The sequence below is a fragment of the Shinella sp. 1A1 genome, from assembly GCF_055379515.1.
The window spans coordinates 270163-293912 of the sequence record NZ_AP039671.1 but is presented as its reverse complement, the minus strand read 5'-3'; the positions used below and the strand labels follow the sequence as shown (position 1 = coordinate 293912).

The 23750-nt window shown below is 66.7% G+C and carries 22 protein-coding genes; 11 read left to right on the top strand and 11 right to left on the bottom strand.

Translation table 11 applies throughout. The annotated features are described in order from the left end of the window. Positions 1-16: 16 nt before the first annotated feature. The gene (mscL, locus tag ACZ48C_RS01445) at positions 17-457 is read right to left on the bottom strand and encodes a large conductance mechanosensitive channel protein MscL (protein WP_119257561.1); all 441 of its coding nucleotides are present in this window, start codon (positions 455-457) and stop codon (positions 17-19) included. Positions 458-644: 187 nt separating this feature from the next. Here mscL and ACZ48C_RS01440 point away from each other — a divergent pair, with 187 nt between their 5' ends. Next, positions 645-4145: a hybrid sensor histidine kinase/response regulator gene (locus tag ACZ48C_RS01440; protein ID WP_464781965.1), complete on the top strand. Its 3501-nt coding sequence runs from the start codon at positions 645-647 to the stop codon at positions 4143-4145. A 31-nt stretch (positions 4146-4176) separates the two neighbouring features. Here the strand turns inward: ACZ48C_RS01440 and ACZ48C_RS01435 are convergent, their stop codons facing one another. The 3 genes from ACZ48C_RS01435 to ACZ48C_RS01425 all read right to left on the bottom strand — a co-directional run bounded on the left by ACZ48C_RS01435 (position 4177) and on the right by ACZ48C_RS01425 (position 6190). Continuing rightward, complete coding sequence (locus ACZ48C_RS01435) at positions 4177-4929, bottom strand: alpha/beta hydrolase family protein (RefSeq protein WP_464781964.1); 753 nt, start codon at positions 4927-4929, stop codon at positions 4177-4179. Between the two features lie 123 nt (positions 4930-5052). Further along, complete coding sequence (locus tag ACZ48C_RS01430) at positions 5053-5706, bottom strand: response regulator transcription factor (protein WP_318910827.1); 654 nt, start codon at positions 5704-5706, stop codon at positions 5053-5055. A 58-nt stretch (positions 5707-5764) separates the two neighbouring features. Further along, positions 5765-6190 (bottom strand): hypothetical protein, encoded by a 426-nt coding sequence (locus ACZ48C_RS01425; protein ID WP_313194556.1) that lies wholly within the window; start codon positions 6188-6190, stop codon positions 5765-5767. 107 nt (positions 6191-6297) lie between these two features. Here ACZ48C_RS01425 and ACZ48C_RS01420 point away from each other — a divergent pair, with 107 nt between their 5' ends. The 3 genes from ACZ48C_RS01420 to ACZ48C_RS01410 all read left to right on the top strand — a co-directional run bounded on the left by ACZ48C_RS01420 (position 6298) and on the right by ACZ48C_RS01410 (position 8228). After that, entirely contained in the window at positions 6298-6645 is a 348-nt protein-coding gene (locus tag ACZ48C_RS01420) for a DUF952 domain-containing protein (RefSeq protein ID WP_464781963.1), read from the top strand. After that, on the top strand, positions 6645-7730 hold the full coding sequence (locus tag ACZ48C_RS01415) for a quinone-dependent dihydroorotate dehydrogenase (protein ID WP_464781962.1): 1086 nt from the start codon (positions 6645-6647) through the stop codon (positions 7728-7730). The genes ACZ48C_RS01420 and ACZ48C_RS01415 overlap by 1 nt, the downstream gene beginning before the upstream one ends. A gap of 138 nt (positions 7731-7868) precedes the next feature. Then, positions 7869-8228 carry a DUF2934 domain-containing protein gene (locus ACZ48C_RS01410; RefSeq protein WP_464781961.1) on the top strand — a complete coding sequence of 120 codons (360 nt, stop codon included), beginning with the start codon at positions 7869-7871 and terminating at the stop codon, positions 8226-8228. Between the two features lie 21 nt (positions 8229-8249). Here ACZ48C_RS01410 and ACZ48C_RS01405 read toward each other — a convergent pair whose 3' ends face one another. The 3 genes from ACZ48C_RS01405 to ACZ48C_RS01395 all read right to left on the bottom strand — a co-directional run bounded on the left by ACZ48C_RS01405 (position 8250) and on the right by ACZ48C_RS01395 (position 10455). Next, positions 8250-9596: an MATE family efflux transporter gene (locus tag ACZ48C_RS01405; protein WP_464781960.1), complete on the bottom strand. Its 1347-nt coding sequence runs from the start codon at positions 9594-9596 to the stop codon at positions 8250-8252. A gap of 107 nt (positions 9597-9703) precedes the next feature. After that, positions 9704-10186, bottom strand: a complete 483-nt coding sequence (locus ACZ48C_RS01400; protein WP_464781959.1) for a CAP domain-containing protein — start codon at positions 10184-10186, stop codon at positions 9704-9706. A gap of 2 nt (positions 10187-10188) precedes the next feature. Further along, positions 10189-10455, bottom strand: a complete 267-nt coding sequence (locus ACZ48C_RS01395; RefSeq protein WP_119257551.1) for a DUF6460 domain-containing protein — start codon at positions 10453-10455, stop codon at positions 10189-10191. A gap of 144 nt (positions 10456-10599) precedes the next feature. Here ACZ48C_RS01395 and ACZ48C_RS01390 point away from each other — a divergent pair, with 144 nt between their 5' ends. The 5 genes from ACZ48C_RS01390 (at position 10600) to pdeM (ending at position 15831) form a co-directional block, all read left to right on the top strand. Next, complete coding sequence (locus ACZ48C_RS01390; RefSeq protein ID WP_464781958.1) at positions 10600-11553, top strand: methyltransferase domain-containing protein; 954 nt, start codon at positions 10600-10602, stop codon at positions 11551-11553. Positions 11554-11572: 19 nt separating this feature from the next. Beyond that, positions 11573-12202: a DUF6198 family protein gene (locus ACZ48C_RS01385; protein ID WP_119257549.1), complete on the top strand. Its 630-nt coding sequence runs from the start codon at positions 11573-11575 to the stop codon at positions 12200-12202. A 40-nt stretch (positions 12203-12242) separates the two neighbouring features. After that, positions 12243-12491, top strand: coding sequence for a hypothetical protein (locus ACZ48C_RS01380; RefSeq protein ID WP_119257548.1), 249 nt, complete (start codon positions 12243-12245; stop codon positions 12489-12491). Positions 12492-12565: 74 nt separating this feature from the next. Further along, complete coding sequence (locus ACZ48C_RS01375; protein ID WP_464781957.1) at positions 12566-15091, top strand: ligase-associated DNA damage response DEXH box helicase; 2526 nt, start codon at positions 12566-12568, stop codon at positions 15089-15091. Between the two features lie 14 nt (positions 15092-15105). Next, positions 15106-15831 (top strand): ligase-associated DNA damage response endonuclease PdeM, encoded by a 726-nt coding sequence (pdeM, locus tag ACZ48C_RS01370; protein WP_464781956.1) that lies wholly within the window; start codon positions 15106-15108, stop codon positions 15829-15831. Here the strand turns inward: pdeM and ACZ48C_RS01365 are convergent. Next, the gene (locus ACZ48C_RS01365) at positions 15821-16381 is read right to left on the bottom strand and encodes a dihydrofolate reductase family protein (RefSeq protein ID WP_464781955.1); all 561 of its coding nucleotides are present in this window, start codon (positions 16379-16381) and stop codon (positions 15821-15823) included. The genes pdeM and ACZ48C_RS01365 overlap by 11 nt on opposite strands. A gap of 112 nt (positions 16382-16493) precedes the next feature. On the opposite strand from ACZ48C_RS01365, the gene ACZ48C_RS01360 reads away from it, so the two are divergent. Both ACZ48C_RS01360 and ACZ48C_RS01355 read left to right on the top strand, forming a co-directional pair. Then, positions 16494-16997 (top strand): winged helix-turn-helix transcriptional regulator, encoded by a 504-nt coding sequence (locus ACZ48C_RS01360; RefSeq protein ID WP_424547592.1) that lies wholly within the window; start codon positions 16494-16496, stop codon positions 16995-16997. Positions 16998-17075: 78 nt separating this feature from the next. Continuing rightward, entirely contained in the window at positions 17076-17516 is a 441-nt protein-coding gene (locus ACZ48C_RS01355) for a universal stress protein (RefSeq protein WP_464781954.1), read from the top strand. Positions 17517-17520: 4 nt separating this feature from the next. Here ACZ48C_RS01355 and ACZ48C_RS01350 read toward each other — a convergent pair whose 3' ends face one another. The 3 genes from ACZ48C_RS01350 to ACZ48C_RS01340 form a co-directional block, all read right to left on the bottom strand. Next, complete coding sequence (locus ACZ48C_RS01350) at positions 17521-18315, bottom strand: TIGR02186 family protein (RefSeq protein WP_119257542.1); 795 nt, start codon at positions 18313-18315, stop codon at positions 17521-17523. Then, complete coding sequence (locus tag ACZ48C_RS01345) at positions 18312-19238, bottom strand: sulfite exporter TauE/SafE family protein (RefSeq protein ID WP_119257541.1); 927 nt, start codon at positions 19236-19238, stop codon at positions 18312-18314. The genes ACZ48C_RS01350 and ACZ48C_RS01345 overlap by 4 nt, the downstream gene beginning before the upstream one ends. Positions 19239-19743: 505 nt before the next feature. Beyond that, positions 19744-23640, bottom strand: coding sequence for a peptidoglycan-binding protein (locus ACZ48C_RS01340; protein WP_464781953.1), 3897 nt, complete (start codon positions 23638-23640; stop codon positions 19744-19746). Between the last annotated feature and the right edge of the window lie 110 nt (positions 23641-23750).

Below are 23750 nucleotides of genomic sequence, written 5' to 3'. Positions count from 1 at the left end.
CGCGGTGCTGAAGACCTCAAACCGCAGGGCGGCTCTTGAGCAGGTCGCGGATTTCCGTGAGGAGCAGCACATCTTCCGGCGGCGGGGCGGGCTCGGCGGCGCCGGCTTCCTTTTCCTTCTCCAGCGAGGTGCGCATGCGGTTCACGCCCTTGATCATCAGGAAGATGATCCAGGCGAGGATGAGGAAGTTGATGAGGACGGTGATGAAATTGCCGTAGGCGAAGACCGCGCCCTGTTCGCGGGCGGCGGCAAGCGACGTCGCCGTCACATTGCTCGACAGCGCGATGAAGTAGTTGGAAAAGTCGAAACCTCCCCCTGTCAGGGCGCCGACGATCGGCATGACCAGATCGTTCACGACGGATTCGACGATCTTGTTGAAGGCTGCACCGATAATGACACCCACGGCGAGGTCCATGACATTGCCGCGGGCGATAAACGCCTTGAACTCATTGAGCATGAGGGTCTCCTGTTGCTGCGAGGCCGAAGCAGACTAATTTAGTTTTTCATGGGTTGAAACTGCCAATTGCCAATCTACGGGTGCTTTGCACAGGCGAACATTTCCAACCCCGACCTTCGGCGCAATTTCCTTCCCGCCCGCTTTGGCCTATTCTCGCCGGAAAGGCCGAAGGACTGCGGGAGGAAGCATGCCGGGCTCGCTGATATTCGCCTTGGCGCTCGCCTACCTGCTCCTGCTCTTCGCGGTCGCAAGTTACGGCGACCGCAAGGCCAAGCATTCCGGCCGCTCGTCGAAGGGCCGGCCGCTCGTCTATGCGCTCAGCCTTGCCATCTATTGCACCTCCTGGACCTATTTCGGCGGCGTGGGGCTCGCCACCACCAACGGGCTGGAATTCACCGGCATCTATATCGGCCCGATCCTGATGTTCACGCTCGGCATGCCGCTGATCCGCCGCATCGTGACGCTGGCGAAATCCGAACGCCTCACCTCCATCGCCGACTTCGTCGCCGCGCGCTACGGCAAGAACCCCGGCGTCGCCGCCGTCGTCGCGCTGATCTCGCTAATCGGCTACATCCCCTATATCGCGCTGCAATTGAAGGCGGTCTCCAGCTCCGTCGCCGCCATGGTCGATACGACCGGCTTCGGCATCGCCGCCTCGGGCGGGCTCATCGACCTGCCGCTGGTCGTGACGCTCTTCCTCGCCTGCTTCGCCACCGTCTTCGGCACGCGCCACACGGATGCGACCGAGCACCAGGACGGGCTCATCCTCGCCATCTCGATGGAATCGCTGGTCAAGCTCATCGCCATCGCCTCGGTCGGCCTCTACGTCATCTTCGTGATGTTCGACGGGCCGGGCGACCTGTGGCAGCGCGCCTCGCAAAGCCCGCGCGTCATGCAGGCGCTGACCTACGAGACACCGGTGGCGCGCTGGATCCTGCTCGTCGTGCTGTCGGCCTTCGCCATCGTCATGCTGCCGCGCCAGTTCCACGTGACGGTGGTGGAGAACCGGACGGCGGGCGAACTGCGCACGGCGGGCATCCTCTTTCCGCTCTATCTCGTCGCCATCAACCTCTTCGTCCTGCCCGTCGCCATCGGCGGCGTGATGACCTTCAACGGCCAGGGCGACGGCGATCTCTACGTGCTGACCCTGCCCTTCGCGCTCGACCAGCCGGTGCTGACGCTCGTCGCCTTCATCGGCGGCTTCTCCGCCGCCACCGCCATGGTCATCGTCGCCTCGGTGGCGCTCTCCATCATGGTGTCGAACGACATCGTCATCCCGGTCGTGCTTCGGCGCAACCTCATCGGCGGCGTCGAGCAGCAGGACGACCTTTCGCGCATGCTGCTGCGCATCCGCCGGCTCGCCATCTTCTTCGTGCTGCTGCTCGGCTATGCCTACTATCGCGCGGCGACGGCCAATGCGGGCCTTGCCTCCATGGGCCTCCTCGCCTTCGCGGCGGCGGCGCAGGTCGCCCCGGCGCTGCTCGGCGGCCTCTTCTGGCGCAGCGCCAATGCGCGCGGCGCCATGGCCGGCATGATCTCCGGCCTCGTCGTCTGGGCCTACCTGCTCTTCCTGCCGAGCATCGGCGTCGCGGACAATGCCTATGTCGCCGAAACCATCCTCGGCTTCCTCTTCCCCGGCTCCACCATCTTCACCGGGGATGCCGCCGACCCGCTGGTCAACGCCACCCTCATCTCAATGCTGGTCAATGTCGGGGCCTATGTCGTCGGCTCGCTCACCCGCAACCCGACCTCGCTGGAACGCCTCCAGGCCGGCACCTTCATCCGCTCCAAGCCGCGCCTCGAAAGGGCCTTCCGCGGCCGGCGCACGAAGGTGACGGTCAAGGACCTCAAGAGTACAATCGCCAAATATCTCGGCGAAGAGCGCATGCAGCGCTCCTTCCACACCTATGAGCGGCAGGTCGGCCGCTGGCTGGAGGATAATGCGCCGGCCGACGCCGCCATCGTGCATTTCTCCGAGCAGCTCCTCGGCAGCGCCATCGGCTCGTCCTCGGCCCGCCTCGTGCTCTCGCTCGTGCTCCAGCGTATCGACGACACGCCGACGGATACGGACTGGCTGCTCGACCAGGCCAGCGAGGCCCTGCAATACAATCAGGACATGTTGCAAACGGCGCTCGGCCAGATGGACCAGGGCATCGCCGTCTTCGACAGCGAGGGCAACCTCACCGTCTGGAACCGCCGCTTCCGCCAGCTCCTCGACCTGCCGGAATATGTCGGCCAGGTCGGCTTTCCGCTGGCCGACATCGTCGAGATCCTCGTCGAGCGCGGCGATATCGCCGAGGCTGACCAGGAGGCGGCGATCGTCCGCACCATGACCTTCGACGAGCCCTTCGCGCTGGTGCTTTCCGGCGGCGAGCGCATTATCGAAATCCGCACCAACGCCATGCCGGAGAAAGGGTTCGTCTCGACCTATACCGACATCACCGACCGCGTCGCCGCCGACCGCGCGCTCAAGCAGGTCAACGAGACGCTGGAGCAGCGCGTCGCCCAGCGCACCGCCGAGCTCACCCGCGTCAACACCGAGCTCGCCGAGGCGCGCGCCGCCGCGGAAGAGGCCAATATCAGCAAGACGCGCTTCTTCGCCGCCGCCGGCCACGACATCCTCCAGCCGCTCAATGCGGCGCGGCTCTATTCCTCCTCGCTGGTGGAGCGGCTGGGCGACACGGAGAACCGGGCGATGATCCACAATATCGATTCCTCGCTGGAATCGGTGGAAGCGATCCTCGGCGCGGTGCTCGACATTTCCCGCCTCGATACCGGCGCGATGAAGCCGCGCGTGCAGACGGTTCCGCTCAAGGACCTGCTGAAGCGCATCGAGACCGATTTCGCGCCCGTCGCCCGTGCGAAGAACCTCAGGTTCACCGTGCTTTCCTCCTCGCTCGCCATCCGCACGGACCCCAATCTCCTGCGCCGCGTCGTGCAGAACCTCGTCTCGAACGCCATCAAATACACCAATTCCGGCAAGGTGCTCGTTGGCGTGCGGCGCAAGGGCGGGCATGCCTATATCCAGGTGCTCGATTCCGGCATCGGCATCCCAGCCTCGAAATTCCGCACCGTCTTCAAGGAATTCGCCCGGCTGGACGAGGGCGCGCGCACCGCGCCGGGCCTCGGGCTCGGCCTTTCCATCGTCGACCGCATCTCGCGCGTCCTCTCCCATCCCGTCGAGCTGCAATCGACGCCGGGACGCGGCACCAGCTTCAAGGTGCGCGTGCCGATCGATGCCGCCGCCAGCCGCCATGTCGCCGACAAGCCGGCCGTCGTGCCGGCCAGCGACGAGCCGCTGAAGGGCCTCAGGGTGCTCTGCATCGACAACGAGCCGAAGATCCTCGACGGCATGCGGCTGCTGCTCTCTGGCTGGGGCTGCACGGTGACGCTCGCCGAATCCGTCGCGGCGGTCGAGGCGCTGGCCGCCGCCGAGCCGCCGGCCATCGACGCCGTGATCGCCGACTACCACCTCGACGACGGCACCGGCATTTCCGCCATCGGCAAACTCCGCGCCGCGCTCGGCCGCGAGGTGCCGGCCTTGCTGGTCACCGCCGACCGCACGCCCGATGTGCGGGCCGAGGCGGAGCGGGACAATATCCTCGTGCAGAACAAGCCGGTCCGCCCCGCCTCGATGCGGGCATGGCTGACGCAGTTTTCGGCATTGCAGCGGGAGGCGGCGGAATAATCAGCAATGACCGGTTAAGGCTTCAAGCGGTTCAACCCAAGGCAAGAAGGTACCGGTCGACATGCTCTTTCCAGAGCGCGGGCTTGAACATCAGCGCGTGCCCCATGGGCGCCGCCACGAATTTTCCCTGCCCGCCAGCCGACAGGAACCGGTCGAAATTCCCTCTGCAATGCGCGATCCGGTAGTATTGATCGTAGCTGCCATGGAGCCATAGGGTCGAAATTCCCGACGGTGCACCACGCTCGAAGAGCAGCGGATTGACGAGTTCGTGACTCAGGCACCCCCTCCCCAACCACCCGCCGTTAAAGTTGATGCAGCCGCAGAACATTCCTGGCCTCATCCCGGCATAGGCAATGGACAATATGCCTCCACGTGACACGCCCCCGATGATCATCCGGTTCTGGTTTACATCGGATCGACCGCGCAGATGGCGCACGACGGCATCGACGTCATCGACGGCCCGCTCGAAACCGGCGAGCGTGATTTCCGCGTCGCAGGAATAGCCGGAGCCATCTTGAGCAAGGCCCTCGCCATATGCTCCTCCCGATTTGCCCCGTCCTCGACGTTGCGGAAACAGAGCCATCCATCCCCGCGCAACGAAGTAGTCTGCTATGACTGCCGGAACCATAGTCCTGGAATATAGAGCTCTGTTCTGGCCCCTTCCGGTAGAGCCGTGATTGAACACGACAGTCGGAAAGGGACCATCCCCTTCGGGCCTCGCGGCAACGATCTCCAATCTGACGCCAAGTTCATCGGATGGTATGAAGAACTTTTCGAATTTCATTGGGTTTGCCCCGGGAAATATCTGCTCAGCGCGCAATCGCCATTTCAATCGAATGGCCGCAAGTGGCGCAAGGCCGCCAATGTCGCTTGCTCCCGGTTGGCAGAATTTATCGCATGATCCAGATCACGCTGCCGCCTGCGCCGCGCCGATCTTGCCGAGCTGGATGACCGCCTGGGTGCGGCTGTCGACGTTGAGCTTGAGGAGGATCGCCGAGACATGCGCCTTGATGGTCGCCTCGGAGACGCCGAGCTCGTAAGCGATCTGCTTGTTGAGCAGGCCCTCGGCCAGCATGGCGAGCACGCGCGACTGCTGCGGGGTGAGCGTGCGCAGCCGGGCGATGAGGTCGGCCACCTCGCTGTCCTGCTCGGGCCCGCGCACATAGAAGCCGGGCGTATAGATATTGCCCTCCAGCACCGAGCTTATCCCCTCGCGGATATCCTCGATGGAGGCGGACTTGGAGATGAAGCCGGAGGCGCCGAGATCGAGCGCGCGGCGAATGGTGGCCGGGTCGTCGCTCGCCGAGACGATGACGACCGGAAGGCTCTGGAACTCGGCCCGCAGCGAAATGAGGCCGGAAAGGCCGCTGACGCCCGGCATGGCGAGGTCGAGCAGCATGAGGTCGGCGCCCGGATTGGCGGCGGCCGCCTTGCGCGCCGCCTCGAAATCGCCCGCCTCGACGATGTCCGGATTGCCCGCCATTCCGGTCAGCGCCTGTTTCAACGCGCCTCGGAACAGCGGATGGTCATCCGCGATGATGATCGTGAGTGCCGATGCCATGCGCTCCCTCCCAGGAATGTGACGGGCGCAGCACGGTTCTGCCGGCGCAGGTAGCCCGTCAGGTCTTCTGCGGCACTGCCTTGCCGGGGGCGGCTTCCTCCTCGCCATCCTCCAGGTTCTTCACGATGCCCATGAACCTTTGCATCATCTTTTCCATGATGCTCATGGTCCGGTCAATCTCTTCGTCCGACGGGAGCGAGGGTTTTGCGGCCGTCAGGCCGCTCGCCGCGCCCTTTTCGAGCGCTTCGACGCGCTTCGTGAGGAGGTCGAGTTCCTTTTCGAAGGCCGCGCGCTCGTCCGCCGCCATGCGGCAGACGATCTGGCCCTCCTGCTCGCGGCAGAGCGATATCTCGCCGGAAACCGTGTCGAGCCGCACAAGGCCGGCCTCGGTCTTCTCCATGCGGTAGCGGCCCTCGCCCTCGGCATGGGCGGAGCCTGCCAGAAGGAGAGCGGCGAAGGTCAGGGGCAGAGCAGAGATTCGCATGCAAAATCCTCCAAGAGCCGGTTTGCGGCCTGTCGCCGGTGGACATTCGCCGTTCTTTGCGGCAAGCGCTACCGTCAAACGCGGCAGCCAATGGAGGAACGGACGAGATGGCGAAAACAATCTACAAGATCGTTCCGGCAAGTCTGTGGCAAGATGCGAAGGACGCCGGGATTTTCAAGGGCGCGGCCATCGACCTTGCGGACGGCTACATCCATTTCTCCACCGCGGCCCAGGCGAAGGAGACCGCCGCCCGCCATTTCGCGGGCCAGAGCGACCTTCTCCTTATCGCCATCGATGGCGATGCGCTCGGCGACAAGCTCGTCTTCGAACCCTCGCGCGGCGGCGATCTCTTCCCGCATCTTTATGCCGACCTGCCGCTTTCCGCCGTGCTCTGGGAAAAGCCCCTGCCGCTCGGCCCCGACGGCGCCCACCAGTTTCCGGAGATGTCCCTCTGATGTCGTTTCTCTCGAGCCTCGGCCGCAAGGGCCTCTTCCTCTTCGATCCCGAAACCGCGCACGGCCTTTCCATCGCCGCGCTGAAGGCCGGCGTCGTTCCGGCCTGCCCGGTGAAGGCCGATCCGCGCCTGGCGCAGACCGTCGCCGGCATCGCCTTCCCCAATCCGCTCGGCATGGCCGCCGGCTATGACAAGAATGCCGAGGTGCCGGAGGCGCTGCTGCGCCTCGGCTTCGGCTTCACGGAAATCGGCACCGTCACGCCGCGCTCGCAGGCCGGCAATCCCAAGCCGCGCATCTTCCGCCTCATTGAAGACGATGCCGTCATCAACCGCCTCGGCTTCAACAATGAAGGCCATGCCGCCGCGCTCGCGCGCCTCGGGGCCTGCCGGCGCGATGCGCTGATCGGCGTCAATATCGGTGCCAACAAGGACAGCGAGGACCGCATCGCCGATTACGTGGCCGGCATCCGTACCTTCTACGACGTCGCGCGTTATTTCACCGCCAACATCTCCTCGCCCAACACGCCGGGCCTGCGCGACCTGCAGGCGAAGGAAAGCCTGCATGCGCTGCTGTCGGCCGTGCTCGCCGCTCGCGCCGAAGAGAATGCCCGCAGCGGCCGCCCGGTGCCGGTCTTCCTGAAGATCGCGCCCGATCTCACCGAGGAAGGCCTCGACGACATCGCCGAGGTGGCGCTCGCCCATCCGCTCGACGGCCTCATCGTCTCCAACACGACGCTGTCGCGCGAAGGGCTGCGCGACACCCGCCATGCCGGCGAGGCGGGCGGGCTTTCCGGAAAGCCGCTCTTCGAGAAATCGACCGTGGTGCTTGCCAAGATGCGCCGGCGCGTCGGCGAGCGCCTGCCGATCATCGGCGTCGGCGGCGTCTCCTCGGCGGAGACGGCGGCGGAGAAGATCCGCGCCGGGGCGAACCTCGTGCAGCTCTATTCCTGCATGGTCTATGCCGGCCCGACGCTGCCGGGCGAGATCGTGAACGGCCTCTCGCGCATTTGTGATCGCGAGCAGATCGCCTCCATCTCAGCGCTTTGCGGCACGCGCACGGCCCATTGGGCCGATCGTCCCCTCTGACCGTCACACGGGAACCAAACTTTCCCGCTAGGGGTTTTCCCCTTGCGGGTGGAGCGTTCGGCAGAAGCCGGTTCGCACCGCGGTAGCCTGCGCCGACCCCGCCCGAAACGGCCGAAAAGGCCAGGAAGGGACGATACGATGAACGATCACGACGAACGTATCAGGCAAAGGGTCCACGAGATCTGGGAGGCGGAAGGCCGCCCCGAGGGCCGCGAATATTCGCACTGGCTGCGCGCCCGGGCGGAGATAGCGGAGGAGGACGGCGACGCCGCCCCCCATGCGAAGAGCGGCCTCATCCTGCGCCCCGACCTTCACCCGAAGGAAAGGCTCGACAGGGCGGCCAAGGCCGATATCGCCCGCAATGCGCTCCCGCCCGGCACCGTGCCGGAAAACCCGACGGCGGAAAATCCCGACCGCATCACCCAGATGAAACCTGCCCGCGCCAGAAAGCCTCTCGACGCGCGCGACATGGACGCCCAGCTCGACCAGCCCCTGTAACGGCCGGTCCGCTGAAAGGCCTCAAGCGAATTGCCGCCCCGCCAGCCCCGGCAGGCGGAGCGCCAGGAAAATCCCCCGAAACGCCAGGAAGAGATTGAGCGCGAGCCAGAGCCCGTGATTGCCGAGGAGCGGCACGAAGAGGGCGAGCGCCGCGAGATAGCCGACGAAGGCGGCCAGCATCATGTTGCGCATGGCGGAGGACCAGGTCGCGCCGATATAGACCCCGTCCATCTGGAAGGCGAGCGCGCCGGTGATCGCCGTCAGCGCCGCCCAGGGCAGGTATTTCACGGCCTCCGCCTGCACGCTTTGCGTCGTCGTCAGGAAGCCGATCACATTCGCGCCGAAAAGAAGGAAGAGCAGCGTCGTCACGATGCCGAGGCCGAAGGACCAGAGGAACGTGAGCCGGACGGCGCGGTCGAAGGCCGGACGGAAATTCGCGCCGAAAGCCCGGCCGACGAGCTGCTCGGCCGCATTGGCGATGCCGTCGAGATAATAGCCGGCGACGAGGAAGATGTTCATCAGCACCGCATTGGCCGCCAGCACCAGCGGCCCCATGGACGAGCCGATGCGCGTCATGATGGCGAAGGCGCCGATCAGCACGAAGGTGCGGATCATGATGTCGCGGTTGAGCGAGAACAGCGCCTTCATGCGCGCGCGAGCGAAGATCTCCGCCCGCGCCGGGCGATGCGCCCGGTCGAAACGGGTGACGACGATGAGGAGGCCGGCGAGCATGCCGACCGTCTCGCCGGTGAAGGTGCCCCAGGCGATGCCGGCGACGCCCCAGCCGAGCCCGAGGCCGAGGGTGATCGACAGCACGATGTTGATGCCGTTGATGATCGCCTGCAGGGCGAGGCCCGTCATGCCCTGCCCGCGCCCGAGCACGAAGCCGAGCAGCGCATAATTGGCGAGCGCCATGGGCGCGGCGAGCACGCGGATGGTGAAATAGGTCGAGGTCACCTCGGCGACGGCCGGCGACGGCGCCATCAGGAAGAGGCCGGCGGAGAGCAGGAGCGGCGAAAGCAGCGCGATCGCCAGGCCGCAACAGAGCGCGATGGTGAGCGAGCGCCAGTAGACCGCCTGCTCCTCGCGCCGGTCGCCGCGCCCGAAGGCCTGGGCGACGAGCCCGGTGGTGGAGGCGCGCAGAAAGTTGAAGCTGCCGAGCAGGAGATCGAAGAGCACCGAGCCGACCGCCATGCCGGCCAGCGCATCGGCCGAGCCGAGCCGGCCTGCGACCGCCGTGTCGGTGAGGCCGAGCAGCGGCGTCGTCAGGAAGCCGAGCGTCATGGGAATGGCGATGGACAGCACCAGCCGGTGCGTCACCTCGAAGGGACCGGCCCCTTCGTTTTCCTCTATCGTCGCTGCGCTCATGTTTCCGTCCCCCGCTGCCCCTGCAGCCCCTCATCCGCCTGCCGGCACCTTCTCCCCGCGAGCGGGGAGAGGGAGCATGTTGTGCATGGGGCGAGGGGCAATCCCGCTCAGTTCGAGAGCACCATCGCCCAGTAGCGCCGGTTGCCGGACGCCGGATTGGAGACGACCGCGACGCCGAGGCCGCGATAGTTGCCCAGCATGTTGGCAAGGTGCTTGGGCGACTGGTGCCAGGCCTCGAAGGCCTCCGCCGCGCCCGCCTGCCCGGCGGCGATGTTCTCGGCGGCCGGCAGCGCCACGTCCATGCCCTTCATGCGTTTGCCGAAATTCGCGCCGAGGCCGATATTGTGCTCCATTCGGCCGGCGGCCGCCATGCGGCTTGCCTGGTCCATGGCGGCGCGCTGCGCCGCGCCGTCGGCGGCAAGCGCCGGCAGGCCGCGCGCGGCGCGCAGCTTGTTGACCAAGGCGAGCGAGGCGGCGGTCTGGTCGCTGCCGGTGCCGGCGGAAGGGGCCGGCGGGCGGGTGGTGCAGCCGGCGGCAAGCGCGGCGACGGCCGCCCCGGAGGCGGCAAGGAAGTGTCTGCGGGAGATCATGATCAGCGACGGTAGCTCAAGAGACGGATGACGATGAAGACCGGGACGACGATGGCGGCGCCGAGCAGCAGGTAGTCGCCGAGGCGGCCCAGCGTCTTGAAGCCGGTGTTCCACAGGTCGATGACGAAATCGCGCGCGGCGATGAGGATGTCATGCGGATAGAGCCCGAAGATCGACATCAGGAAGCCCACGGCCACCGACAGGATCAGCAGCTTGACGATCACGCGGACCGGTGTGTCGCCGAGAAAGCCGTTCACGCCATTCGACATCGGTTGATTCTCCAAAAATTCGTGTCCATCCAGATAAGCCGTCACCGCGCCCGCGGCAAGCAAGCGGGCTTCATGAGAAATCGCTTGCCTTTTGCAATGGCCCTGCCATGTAGCTCAGCCAGCTTTCCCGCATCAAAGGTGCCCATGACGAGCCCGCATTTTTCCTCCGGCGATCTCATCGCCGACCGCCGCGCCGACTATGCCCGCATGTTCGCGGAATCCGGCGAGTTCGCGGAGGCTGCGGAACTCATGGAACAGGCGCTCGAACAGGTGCCGCTCTGGGCCGCCGGGTGGTTCCGGCTCGCCGAATATGCCGAGAAATCGGGCCGGAAGGAGGCGGCGACCGCCGCGCTCGAAAAGGTCGTCGCGCTCGACCCTTCCGACATCTTCGGCGCGAGCCTCAAGCTCGCCGTGCTCGGCGCCGCCGAACCGCCCGCCGCGCCGCCGACGCCCTATGTCGAGCGCCTCTTCGACGACTATGCCGACCGCTTCGACACAGCGCTCGTCGAGAAGCTCGACTATACCGTTCCCCAGACACTCGCCCGGCTGGTGCTGAAACATGCCGGCGCGGACAGCAAATTCGGCCTCGTTTGCGACATCGGCTGCGGCACCGGCCTTTTCGGCGTGGAATTCCGCGCCCATGCCGGCCGGCTGGAGGGCTTCGACCTTTCCGCCGGCATGCTCGCCAAGGCGGAGGAAAAGGCCGTCTACGACCATCTCGCCCAGGCCGACCTTTCGCTTCCCGCCGGAGAAAGCGGCCTTTTCGCGGACGGGCCGGAGGCGCGCGCCGATCTCGTCAGCGCGGCGGACGTGTTGATGTATCTCGGCGACCTTGCCGAGGTCTTCCCGAGCGTGGCGCGCCTTGCGCGGCCGGGCGGGCTCTTCGCCTTTTCGGTCGAGGACGGCGGGACGGGCGATGCGCCGCTGCTGCGCCCATCCCTGCGCTATGCCCATCCGGAAGCCTTCATCCGCCGGCGGCTGGCCGAAAGCGGCTTCGACCTTCTCTCCCTCGAAAGAAGTGTGATCCGTCGGGATGCCGGCCAGCCGGTTCAGGGCCTGCTCTTCCTCGCCCGGCGCCACGACCAGGCCTGCAACTGAGAACCATCGGAGATCGGCCATGGACAAGCGGCACTTCGGCTTCTGGAACCCCACACCCACCCGCCACACATTGCTGGAGGACGCGCAGGGCCTCTTCGCCAGCAGCATGATCGCCGCGCTCGGCCTTGCCCTGATGGGCAGCGCCGGCCTCGTGGCCAGCGGCACCGCCGGCGTCGCCTTCATCCTGCATTATCTCACGGGCGTCAGCTTCGGCCTCTACTATACCGTCGTGAACATCCCGTTCTACATCCTCGCCCTCAAGCGCCTCGGCCGCGCCTTCACCATCAAGACCATCGCCGCCGTCGCCCTCACCTCGCTCATCACCGAGTTGCAGCCGCACTTCCTCAGCATCGACAGCATCGATCCGATGTGGACGGCGGTGCTGGCCGGCATCCTGCTTGGCTTCGGCCTGCTCGGCCTTTACCGCCACCGCGCCAGCCTCGGCGGCATCGGCGTGCTCGCGGTCTATCTGCAGGAGCGCTTCGGCTGGCCCGCCGGCCTCGTCCAGCTCGCCTTCGACCTCGTCGTGCTGGCCGCCGCCTTCGCCGTCGCCGCGCCCTTCATCGTGCTCTGCTCGGTGGTCGGCGCCGTGGTGCTGAACCTCTTCCTCACCGTCAACCACCGCGCCGACCGCTATATCGCCATGTAGGGGCGTTGGCCGGGGCGGGAAATCCCGGTATTGCGGAGGCATGAAGACCCTTGGCCGCCTTGTCCTCTCCGCCATTCTGGCGATCCTCGCCAGCCTGATCGTCGCGGGGCTGTTTCTGCCCGTCTACGGCATCGTCGAAGGGGGCTCGTACAATTGCCTTTCTGACGGGGTCGGAACATGCCTTTCCGAAATTCCCCTCAGCGCGCTCCTCTACGGGCCGTTGTTTTCCATCGCCGGCCTGCTGGTCCTGACGCCCGTCTTCATGACGATCCTCTCGTGGCGCGATTGACCGCCTGCCCCGGCGGCGGCCTGTTTTTTCGGTTCACGACTTCACATTCACGCGCCGCTCACTAGCTTAGGGCGGTGAGCACCGCCGATTCCGCCGCCAGCCCCTCCCTCCTTGCCAACCCCTTCGCCGACTGGTTCGCGGCCAAGGGCTGGCAGCCGCGTGCCCACCAGATGGAGCTCCTGGGGCGCGCCACGGCGGGGGAGAGCCTGCTGCTGATCGCGCCCACCGGCGCGGGCAAGACGCTCGCCGGCTTCCTGCCGGCGCTGATGGACCTTGCGCAGCGCGGCAAAATCCCGCCCGGCTCCGCCTTCACCGGCATCCACACGCTCTATATCTCGCCGCTGAAGGCGCTCGCCGTCGATATCGAGCGCAACCTGATGAAGCCCGTCTCGGAAATGGACCTGCCCATCACCATCGAGACGCGCACCGGCGACACGCCGCAGGCAAAGCGCCAGCGCCAGCGCCTCAACCCGCCGGACATCCTGCTGACGACGCCGGAACAGGTCGCCCTCCTCATCGCCAACGGCGAGGCTCCGCGCTTCTTCAAGGACCTGAAATACGTGATCTTCGACGAGCTGCATTCGCTCGTCACCTCCAAGCGCGGGCATCTGCTGTCACTCGGCCTCGCGCGCCTGCGCCTGCTTGCGCCGGGGCTCAGGACCATCGGCCTTTCGGCCACCGTCGCCGAGCCGATGGACCTTCGCCGCTGGCTGGTCGCACAGTCGCCCGATGCGGAGAACCATGCCGGGCTCGTCACCGCGCCGGGCGGGGCGAAGCCGATCATCACCATCCTGAAAAGCGAGGAACGGGTGCCGTGGTCGGGCCATCAGGCGAAATATGCGATGCCCGAGGTCTATGCAGCGATCAAGGCGCACAGGACGTCGCTGCTCTTCGTCAACACGCGCAGCCAGGCGGAAATCCTCTTCCAGGAGCTGTGGAACATCAACGAGGACACGCTGCCGATCGCCCTGCACCACGGCTCGCTCGATGTCGGCCAGCGGCGCAAGGTGGAGCAGGCCATGGCGGAGAACCGCCTGCGCGCCGTCGTCGCCACCTCGACGCTCGACCTCGGCATCGACTGGGGCGATGTCGATCTCGTCATCCATGTCGGTGCGCCGAAGGGCGCCTCGCGGCTCGCCCAGCGCATCGGCCGCGCCAACCACCGCATGGACGAGCCGAGCCGCGCCATCCTCGTGCCGGCCAACCGCTTCGAGGTGATGGAGTGCCAGGCGGCGCTCGACGCCAACTATCTCGGCGCGCAGGATACGCCTCCCGTCGGCGAAGGCACGCTCGACGTGCTCGCCCAGCACGTCCTCGGCATGGCCTGCGCCGCGCCGTTTGACGAGGACGCGCTGTTTTCCGAAGTCACTACCGCCTCGCCCTATACCGGCCTTTCGCGCGAAAAATTCGGGCGGATCGTGCAGTTCGTCGCCACCGGCGGCTATGCGCTGAAGACCTACGAGCGCTATGCCCGCATCCGCAAGACCGTCGACGGCCTCTGGCGCGTCTCCAATCCGGGGGTCGCCCAGCAATATCGCCTGAACCTCGGCACCATCGTCGAGATGCCGATGCTGAACGTGCGCATGGTCAAACGTGGCGCGAAGGGCGCGGTCGGGCGCGGCGGGGCCTCGCTCGGCAAGGTGGAGGAGTATTTCCTCGAAATGCTCTCGCCCGGCGACACCTTCCTCTTCTCCGGCAAGGTGCTGCGCTTCGAGGGTATCCGCGAGAACGAATGCCTCGTCTCCCAGGCCTTCTCGCTCGATCCGAAAGTGCCGGCCTATGCGGGCGGCAAGTTCCCGCTCTCCACCTATCTCGCCGACCAGGTGCGCGAGATGCTGGATGACCCGCATCGCTGGGGCGAGTTGCCCGAGCAGGTGCGCGACTGGCTCGCCCTGCAACGCGACGTCTCCAGCCTGCCGAAACGCGACGAACTGCTCATCGAGACCTTTCCGCGCGGCAGCCGGCACTACATGGTCGCCTATCCCTTCGAGGGGCGGCTGGCGCACCAGACGCTCGGCATGCTGCTGACGCGCCGGCTGGAGCGCGCCGGGCGGCGGCCGCTCGGTTTCGTGGCAACGGACTATTCGCTCGCCGTCTGGGCGCTGGACGATCTCGGCTACAGCTTCGCCGTCGAGCGGCCGTCGCTGGAAAACCTCTTCGACGAGGACATGCTGGGCGACGATCTGGAAGCATGGCTGGACGAGAGCTTCATGCTGAAGCGCACCTTCCGTAATTGCGCCGTGATTGCCGGTCTTATCGAGCAGCGCCATCCGGGCAAGGAAAAGACCGGGCGGCAGGTCACGGTTTCCGCCGACCTCATCTACGACGTGCTCAGGAGCCACGAGCCGGACCATATCCTGCTGGAGGCCACGCGCAGCGATGCGGCGGCGGGGCTTTTGGATATTCAGCGATTGGGCGATATGCTGGCGCGAATCAAGGGCCACATCGCCCACCGGCGGCTCGACCGCATCTCACCGCTTGCCGTGCCGATCATGCTGGAAATCGGCAAGGAGACGGTGGCGGGCGAGGCGCAGGATTCGCTTCTGGCGGAAGCCGCCGAAGACCTGATCGCCGAGGCGATGGGCGAGGCCGGCATTTAGGAAAAGCAACGGGCATGCAGAGACTGGCTCTGGCATCGATGGATATTCAGGATTTCGGCGCAGTTTCCGCGCGCGCAGTCGTCGCCGGCGTCGAGGCCGTGTGCGATCCGCTCGGCGCACTCTACCTGCCGGAATCACGCCTTCTGGTCGTCTCCGACCTGCATCTGGAAAAGGGCGCGGCCTTCGCCCGCCGCGGCATGATGCTGCCGCCCTACGATACGCTGGCGACGCTGAAGATGCTGGAGGCCGTCATAACCCGGCACGATCCCGCCATCGTCGTCAGCCTGGGCGACAATTTCCACGACCGCGTCGGCTCGGCCCATCTGCCGGAGATTTTTCGCGCGAAGATTTCGGAACTGGCGCGCGGGCGCGAATGGATATGGATCAACGGCAACCACGATCCGGACGGCACCGTGGACCTGCCGGGCCATTCGGCCGACGAACTCCACTATGCCGGCCTTGCCTTCCGGCACGAGCCCTCGCTCCTCTCCCCGGCCGGCGAGATCGCCGGGCACCTGCACCCGGCCGCCACCGTCATCCGCCGCGAGAAGGCGGTGCGCCGCCCGTGCTTTGCGACCGACGGCAGGCGCCTTCTGATGCCCGCCTTCGGCATCATGACCGGTGGCCTCGACCTGCGGCACCGGGCGATGACCGGCCTCTTCGACCGGCAGAGCCTCGTCGCCCACATGCTCGGCCGCGACCGCATCTATTCGGTGCGCTTCGCCAATCTCAGAGGCTGACGCCCTCCGGCGCATAGCGCGTAAGGATCGTGCCGTTGGAAAACGGCCTTGCCTCGACGAGATCGAAATCGCGCCGCGCACCGTCCTTGAAGAAGGGCGTGCCCTTGCCGAGCTGCACCGGCACGATGCCCAGCATCACCTCGTCGACCAGCCCCGCCTCGAGCAGCGAATCCGCCAGCTCGGCGCTGCCGAAGACATAGATCGGCTTGTCCAGCGCCTGCTTGCGGCGGGAGAGCTCGCCGACGATATCCGCCGTCATCTCGGTATTGTTCCAGTCGGAGGACGCGAGGGTGCGCGAGGCGACGAGCTTCGGCAGGGCGTTCATGAAGGTCTTCACCTCGCCCTCGTCCTCCGTCGTCGTCCAATAGGCCTTCATGCCCTCATAGGTGACGCGGCCGAAGACGAGGAGGCCCGCAGATGCGCCGAATTCCATGCTGAGCGCTTCCAGTTCCGGCCCCCAGGCCTTGCCGTGGAAACCGAGGTCCCATTTCGTCTCGCCCTCGAAGAAGCCGTCGAGCGTCACGAGATTCCAGATGATCAGCCTTGCCATGGTCCTGTCCTCCGTTGCGGCCGTGCCGCTGCGCTAAACCGATTGCGAATTGCAACTGGTTGATGGATAGAGAAACCGATTTTACTATGCAAGCAGTTTTTGGAGAGACTGCATGAAGGATACCCGCCGCTCCGGCTGCCCGATCAATCTTACACTGGAAATCCTCGGGGATCGCTGGAGCCTGATCGTGCTGCGGGACATGATGTTCGGCAACCGCCGGCATTTCCGCGAGCTTCTGACGAAATCGGAGGAAGGCATCGCCTCGAACATCCTGGCGGACCGCCTTCGCCGGCTGGTCGAGGAGGGGCTGATCAGCAAGGCGGACGATCCGAGCCACAAGCAGAAGGCGCTCTACAGCCTCACCGAGATGGGCATCGCGCTCGTGCCGGTCTTCGCCATGATGGGCGCCTGGGGCCGGCGCTTCCTGCCGGTGACGGAGGAACTCTCCATCCGCGCCGAGCTTCTGGAAGAGGGCGGGCCGGCGATGTGGGACGCCTTCATGGAAGAGCTCCGTGCCATCCATCTCGGCAGCCCGCCGCCTGCCCGCTCGGTCTTCAACGAATTGCGCGCGGCCTATGAGGCGACCGTGGCGAGGCGGGCCACAACCGGCACTTGACGAAAGCCGCACGGTTGATTTCCATCAAGGCACGGCCCGAAGCCGGGCCTACTCTGGGTAAAAAAGGAGGCTGCGACCATGTACAGGCATATCCTCGTTCCCACCGACGGCTCGGATCTTTCCGCCGCCGCTATCGACCAGACGCTGCAACTGGCAAAGGCGCTGGGGGCGAAGGTGACGGCGCTCACCGTCGCCGAGCCGCTGCACTTCCTGCCCGTGACGCCCGGCGCCACCGTCAACCTGCGCGCGGAATACGAGGCGCACCTGAAGGCGGACGGCGCCCGCGTCCTCGGCGCGGTCGAGGCGAAGGCGGCGGCGGCCGGCATTCCGGTCGAGACGCTGCAGATCGCGGCGGGCGATGCCTGGCAGGCGATCATCGACACGGCGGAAAAGCGCGGCTGCGACCTCATCGCCATGGCCTCGCACGGCCGGCGCGGCGTCAGCGCCTTCCTGATGGGCAGCGTCACGACGAAGGTGCTGAGCCACGCGAAGGTGCCGGTGCTGGTCTACCGGTCCTGACCGCTCAGTCCTTGCGGAAGACGACGCTGGCGAGCCAGCCCGTCAGGAGGGCGAGCAGCACCGAGAAGAGGCCGTAGGCGAGCGAATTGTTGTAGGCGGCATTGGAGATCATCTGCTCGATGCCGGTCTTCATGACGCGCAGCGGCAGCGCCTTCTCCGCGATGAACACGCCATCGCGGAAGAGGTGGGCGCGCACGACATGAGTGCCGTTCGGCACGTTGGCCGGCAGCTTGACCGTCGCCTTGAAGAGGCTGGCGCTGATGAACTGCACGCCGCCCGGATCGCGCTGGTAGAAGCCGCCGCTTTCCTTGAGGCGGCGGAAGGCGTCGCGGAACTCGGTGAGCTTCGAGCCGTCGCCGACATAGCCGATGGGCGAGAGGCGGATATGCTGGATGCCGACGCCGACGCCGTTGAGCATGGCGGGCTCGGCGATGGTCTCGACGTCCCGCGTGCTCGACAGCGAATAGGATTCCGGCACCAGCTCGAAGGTCATGGAGCGGCGGTTGACCCAGATGCCGAAGACGCGCTCCTTGATGCGCACCGTATTGTTGTCCTTCGGCCCTTCCAGCGCCACGACGATGTCGTACTTGCTCTGGGCGAGCAACGCGGGATCGTAGCCCTCGATGGCGCCGAAGATCGTCAGGTCCGCGCCGCGGAAGTCCGAGGAGATGGCGATCTCGTCCGTCGAGATGCCGATCTCCAGCTTCTCGGGAAATTCCACCGGCCTGTCCTCCAGCACCTGCGCGCCGGCGGGAAGGGCAAGGCCAAGGACGAAGAGGAGCGTCGCGAGGGCTCTCATCGATAGACCCCTTCGCTGACGATGGAATAGATGTCGGCCGGCGTGACGACGAGGTCGACCGCAAGGCGGGCGCCGACGGCAAGGACGAGCAGCGCGAGCAGTGCGCGCAGCTGTTCGCCGCGCAGCTTCTGGCCGACGCGCACGCCATATTGCGCGCCGATGACGCCGGCCACCATCAGGATGAAGGCGAGCACGATGTCGACGGAATAGTTGGTCGTCGCCTGCACGACGGTCGTATAGGCCGTGACGAAGATGATCTGGAACAGCGAGGTCCCGACGACGACATTGGTCGGGATGCGCAGGAGATAGATCATCGCCGGAACCATGATGAAGCCGCCGCCGACGCCCATGACCGAGGTGAGGATGCCGATGCAGAAGCCGAGCCCGATCACCGGGATGACGGACAGATAGATCTTCGACTTCTTGAAGCGCATCTTCAGCGGCAGGCGGTGCACCCAGCTATGCTGGCCGGGCCGGCGCAGCGAGACGGGCTGGTTGTTGGCCGAACGGCGCATGGCGCGGATGCTCTCGAGCAGCATCAGCGTGCCGACCGTGCCGAGCAGCACGACATAGAGCAGCGAGATGACGAGGTCGAGCTGGCCGACGCTGCGCAGCAGCGCGAAGATCCAGATGCCGACCGTCGCCCCCGTGAGGCCGCCGACGAGAAGGACCGCGCCGAGCTTGACGTCCAGCGTGCCGCGCCGGAAATGCGACAATGCGCCGGAGATCGACGAGGCGACGACCTGGTTGGCGCCCGTCGCCACCGCGACGACCGGGGGGATGTTGTAGAAGATGAGGAGCGGCGTGATGAGGAAGCCGCCGCCGACGCCGAACATGCCGGAAAGGAAGCCGACGGCCGCGCCCATGCCGAGAATGATGAAGATATTCACCGAAAGCTCTGCGATGGGCAGATAGACAGTCACAACAATACCCCGATCGGCAATTCCCGCTTGCGCGGAAGCCCAGGCAATTCCGGCGGACGCGCGAAGCGGCTCGCCTCCGGACTTGCGTCAAACGATACTCGGCAGCCGCCTTCACCCCTTCCCGCCCCTGCCGCGGCTCCTCTTCGGCAGGCAGCGAATACGACGACGCGCCCCGCCGCAAAGGGAGTGCCCCTCGGCGGCCGGCCGCGCCTTGCATCCGGCAAGGACCGGTTCTGGAACGCAGCCATGGCGGCGCGTGCCTCAGCCCTTTCGGATGATGACGTTTCTTCCTGGCGTTATCATCTTGGAGCGACATGAATTTTCTATTGCATAATCCGCAAATCGGGGCCGATTTAAGGATGAAAATATGCAGCGGATCAAATTGCTCCGGCGCCCGTCGCACATCGTGAGCGACGTGCGGGCGCCATGGGCGGGCGTCATGCCCTTTGGATCGAGAGAGACGTGACCGGAGGCGCCGCCTGGCGGGCCTCCGGCGATGCGCCGGTCAGCCCGGCTGCTTGTTGCGCTTCAAGAGCTCGGTGACGAGCGCGTCGTCGATCTCGCCGGTTTCCTTCTGGCCGACGGACTTCTGGAAGGCCTTGATGGCGGAGACGGTCTTCTTGCCCATCTCGCCGTCCGGCGTGCCGGCGTTGAAGCCGTTGTTGTTGAGGATGGCCTGGATGTTGCGGATGGCCTTCTTCATGTCGACGCTGGCGGTCTTCACCGGCTTGCCGACCCATTCGTCCGGCAGGTCGGCCGAATTGGCCTTATCGTCGAGCGCCTGCGGCTTCCAGAGGTCGACCTTGGCCTTGGCGCTGGAGAGCTGATCCGGCTTCATGGCATTGGCCACCTCGTCGCGCTTTTCGGCGGCGTCGTGGTCACCGTCGCGGGCGGCGATGGCGAACCACTTGTAGGATTCTTCCAGGTCCTGCTTCACGCCGTTGCCGCGCGCATAGAGGATGGCGAGGTTGAACTGGCTGTCGCGCACGCCGAGCTCGGATGCCTTCTGGAACCATTTGGCGGCGCCGTTGAAGTCCGGCGCGGCATCGCCCGAGCCCGTCGCCAGCAGAACGGCGAGATTGTGCATGGCGCTCGCATTGCCCTTGCCGGCCGCGTCCTCGTAAAGCTTGCGTGCCCGGGCAAGGTCGAGTTCGACGCCCTGGCCCTTCTCGTAGAGGTTGGCGAGGCGGTATTCGGCCGGCGCGAAGCCGCGTTCGGCCGCAAGCGCGTACCAGCGGGCAGCCTCCTTGAGATCGGTGGCGACGCCGCGGCCTTCCGTGTAGCGCGCGCCGATCTCGAACAGCGCCAGCGGATCGCCTTCCGTCGCGGCCTTGGAGAGCGAGGCGGGCGTGATCGCTTCCGGCACGGCAATGGCCGCCGTCTGCGCGGTACCGAGCGGCGCGGCCTCTTCCACACCGGCCTTGGCATCCTTGCCGGCAAGCGGCACGGTTTCCGGCGTCGTCAGCGGCTCGAAGCCGGCGGTGGCATCGTCATCCGTCGCGACGGGTGCCGCGAGGGCATCGGTGCCCTTCGTCTGGAGCGGCGTCACCTGAAGGGATGCCCCGTCATCCGTCGCCTTTTCGGGCGCGGCGAGGCTGCGCTCGCCCTCCGTGCCGGCCGGCGCGGGATCGGTCATGGCCTTTTCCCCGGCGACGGGCGCTGCGGCAGCGTTCGCGGTCACGGCCTTGTCGGCACCGTCCGTCGTCCCGGCGGGCTTTACCTCTTCCTTGACGGCGGCCTGCTCCACGACGGCCGGAGCCTCGTCGCCGCGGACCAGCGTGTTGACCAGCGGATAGGACATGATGGCGAGCAGCACGGCGCCGACGGCAAGCAGGATCGGGCGGCGATGGCGCGCGAAGGCGGAGGTGGCGGCCGGCGTGTCGCCCTTGGCCGCCTTTTCCGGCTTTTTGGCCGGTGCGACGCGGGAGATCGTGTCGGTTTCCTCGGCGGCGAGTTTGGCGGCGCGGCGGGCGGCGGCGATGAAGTCCGCCTTCTCGCCTTCGCTGCCGGCAGCGGCACGGCTGCCCGCGGCCTGACCGGCGCGGACGCGCTCGAGGATGCGGCGCACGTCCGGCACGCCGGAGCCCGGCTCCAGAAGCTGGTTCGCCTCTTCCGGCGCCAGCTCGTCGACGGGATCGATGGAGGGCGCCGGGTCGATCTGCTGGCGCTCGGCCTGCGGGGCCACATCCTTACGGCCGGGTGCAAAGCGGCGCTTCAGGCCGGCAAGCAGGCCCGCCCTGGGCTGGGCTTCGGCGATATCGCCGGCAAGCGCCATGGCCTCCTCGGCAACGGCGTCCCCTGCCTCGGCACGCACGGGCGCGGGAATATGCTCGACCTCGATCTCGGCGAAGCGGCTTTCCTCCTCGGGCGCGACGATCTCCGCCTTCAGCTCGGCGGCGCCGAAGGCGTCGTCGTCAAAAGGGTAGTCGTTACGGTGAAGGCCGGCATCGGCGCCGAAGCCCATGGCCGGCATCTCGGCGCGGGGCATTTCGGCGCGCGGCTGGGCGGCCTCGCGGCGGCCGAAGGTTTCGCGCGGGGCGTCGAGCTGTTCGAGGCGGCCGGCGATCTGCACCAGCGTATCGTGCAGGGCGTCGAAGGTGCGGGCGGTGCGTTCCTCGCCGGCGCGGGTCAGTTCCTCCAGCGCGCGAAGGTCGTTCGCAAGGCCGGCGATCGCCTCCATGTCGGTATTGGCGGCGGAGGCGGGGCCGGCATGGCGATAGGCCTCCATGACGGCTTCCGCCGCCTGGCGGGCGGCCTCGACGATATATTCGTCATTGGTCGCCATATAGTCTTCGATGGTGGCGATCCGGTTCTCGAATTCCGCGGGCATGGCGGCGACGGCAGCGGCGGAGGGCGTGCTGATCAGCGTGGAGAGATGCGCGATCTGCGCTTCCAGGCTGCGCAGCGCCTCGTGGTCGCCGGCAGGCGCCGCGCGGGTCGCGTCGAGCCGGTCGGCGATATCCGAGAGGCGGCCTTCGAGGCGCGAGAAACGGTCTTCCTGGAAGGGGCTGCCGACGGGCGTATCCAGCGTGTCGATGCGGCGGGCGAGCGCATCCAGACGGCCGGCAAGCTCGTTGTTGACGCTGCCTTGGTCGAGCGCGTCGATCTTGCGGGAAATGTCGGAGAGGTAATAGGCAAGCTCGTCGCCGCCGACGAGGGCGGGCGCGGCCTGCTGGCCCTGCTCCAGCATCTGCGACAGGTGCTCGATGCGCTCTTCGAGGCGCAGCGCCGTGCGCTCGTTCGACAGGTCCTCGATGCGCCCTGCCAGCGCCTCGATGCGGGCGGAGAGGTTCTGGTCGGCGGGCACGGGGCGGTGGGCGATGAGGTCGATCTGGCCGGCGAGATCGGCGATGCGGCCTTCGAGGCGCTGCATCATGCCCTGGTCGGCGAGGGACGACTGCTGCATGCGGCCGGCGGCGGCGATGGCGCGGCTGATCTCGTCGAGGCGGGCATCCAGCCCCTCGAACTGCGAGGCGACGGCGGAAACGAAACGGCCGTCGTCCGGCGCGCCCTGGCGGGCGATCATGTCGACGGCATGCACCATCGATTCGATCTTGTCTTCCAGCGCGCGGATGGCGGGCGTCGCGCTCATGCCGTTGATCTGGTTCTTCAATTCGTCGAGCCGGTAGGCGAGCGCCACCAGCTCGTCGTCGCGGCTCTGGTCGAAGACGGAAAGCTTCTCTTCGACACCGTTCCAGCGGTCTTCCATGCGGCGCACGGAATCCTCGCGGGCAAGCCCGTCGAGCACGGAGCGCAGCGCATCGAACTCGACGCGCAGGCCTTCCGTATGCCCCGACTGGCGGCCGAGCTGGCTGATGCCGGCGGAAAGGCGGTGCAGCTCCTCGCGCAGGTCGTCGCCATTGCCGCGGCCTTCGGCCATCTGGCGGATGCCGCGGATTTCCGAGCGCAGCGACTGCATCTCGCGTTCGAGGCCCTCGGCGATATCCTTCTTGAGATCCTGGCGGAGCGAGACGAGCGAGCGGGCGATATCCTGCACGGAACTGTCGGCGCGGGCGGGCGCTGCGGCCGGCTGGCCGCCGAAGGCGGTGTAGGCGTGCTGGGCGGCGGCGTGGTGATCGGCCGAGAGCGGGCGGCGCTCGATGCGCTGGGCGACGCGCTCGCGGCTGCCCTCGATGGCGCGCTGGCGCTGCACGATTTCGGAAACGGGGTCTTCGCGCAGCGGCATGGCGCGCGCCGGCTCGTAGCGCGACGGCTCGGGGCGGGTCTGTTCGGAGCGAGCCTGCTCGGCGCGGGGCGCGAAACGCTCCTCGCCGCGCCCGCGCGCATCCCGGCTGTTCGCCATCAACCCCTCGATGCGGGCTTCCAGCCCCTCGATGGTGCGATTGAGCGCGTCGAGCGAAGAGCGTTCGCCTTGACGTTGCGGGTTTCGCGATCCGTTCATCTTTCGCCTCGCTTTGACGGCCGTCGGCCCGTCGGGAGATACCCTTGAAAGCGCTGCCCGCCCGGCTGCGCTCTTCCTGCGTTGTGGCGGAAAACCGTATCGTCCCTGTT

Bases quoted from the DNA above. Each gene is read 5' to 3' on its own strand.
- mscL (WP_119257561.1), bottom strand. From the start codon at position 457: ATGCTCAATGAGTTCAAGGCGTTTATCGCCCGCGGCAATGTCATGGAC.
- ACZ48C_RS01440 (WP_464781965.1), top strand. From the start codon at position 645: ATGCCGGGCTCGCTGATATTCGCCTTGGCGCTCGCCTACCTGCTCCTG.
- ACZ48C_RS01435 (WP_464781964.1), bottom strand. From the start codon at position 4,929: ATGAAATTCGAAAAGTTCTTCATACCATCCGATGAACTTGGCGTCAGA.
- ACZ48C_RS01430 (WP_318910827.1), bottom strand. From the start codon at position 5,706: ATGGCATCGGCACTCACGATCATCATCGCGGATGACCATCCGCTGTTC.
- ACZ48C_RS01425 (WP_313194556.1), bottom strand. From the start codon at position 6,190: ATGCGAATCTCTGCTCTGCCCCTGACCTTCGCCGCTCTCCTTCTGGCA.
- ACZ48C_RS01420 (WP_464781963.1), top strand. From the start codon at position 6,298: ATGGCGAAAACAATCTACAAGATCGTTCCGGCAAGTCTGTGGCAAGAT.
- ACZ48C_RS01415 (WP_464781962.1), top strand. From the start codon at position 6,645: ATGTCGTTTCTCTCGAGCCTCGGCCGCAAGGGCCTCTTCCTCTTCGAT.
- ACZ48C_RS01410 (WP_464781961.1), top strand. From the start codon at position 7,869: ATGAACGATCACGACGAACGTATCAGGCAAAGGGTCCACGAGATCTGG.
- ACZ48C_RS01405 (WP_464781960.1), bottom strand. From the start codon at position 9,596: ATGAGCGCAGCGACGATAGAGGAAAACGAAGGGGCCGGTCCCTTCGAG.
- ACZ48C_RS01400 (WP_464781959.1), bottom strand. From the start codon at position 10,186: ATGATCTCCCGCAGACACTTCCTTGCCGCCTCCGGGGCGGCCGTCGCC.
- ACZ48C_RS01395 (WP_119257551.1), bottom strand. From the start codon at position 10,455: ATGTCGAATGGCGTGAACGGCTTTCTCGGCGACACACCGGTCCGCGTG.
- ACZ48C_RS01390 (WP_464781958.1), top strand. From the start codon at position 10,600: ATGACGAGCCCGCATTTTTCCTCCGGCGATCTCATCGCCGACCGCCGC.
- ACZ48C_RS01385 (WP_119257549.1), top strand. From the start codon at position 11,573: ATGGACAAGCGGCACTTCGGCTTCTGGAACCCCACACCCACCCGCCAC.
- ACZ48C_RS01380 (WP_119257548.1), top strand. From the start codon at position 12,243: ATGAAGACCCTTGGCCGCCTTGTCCTCTCCGCCATTCTGGCGATCCTC.
- pdeM (WP_464781956.1), top strand. From the start codon at position 15,106: ATGCAGAGACTGGCTCTGGCATCGATGGATATTCAGGATTTCGGCGCA.
- ACZ48C_RS01365 (WP_464781955.1), bottom strand. From the start codon at position 16,381: ATGGCAAGGCTGATCATCTGGAATCTCGTGACGCTCGACGGCTTCTTC.
- ACZ48C_RS01360 (WP_424547592.1), top strand. From the start codon at position 16,494: ATGAAGGATACCCGCCGCTCCGGCTGCCCGATCAATCTTACACTGGAA.
- ACZ48C_RS01355 (WP_464781954.1), top strand. From the start codon at position 17,076: ATGTACAGGCATATCCTCGTTCCCACCGACGGCTCGGATCTTTCCGCC.
- ACZ48C_RS01350 (WP_119257542.1), bottom strand. From the start codon at position 18,315: ATGAGAGCCCTCGCGACGCTCCTCTTCGTCCTTGGCCTTGCCCTTCCC.
- ACZ48C_RS01340 (WP_464781953.1), bottom strand. From the start codon at position 23,640: ATGAACGGATCGCGAAACCCGCAACGTCAAGGCGAACGCTCTTCGCTC.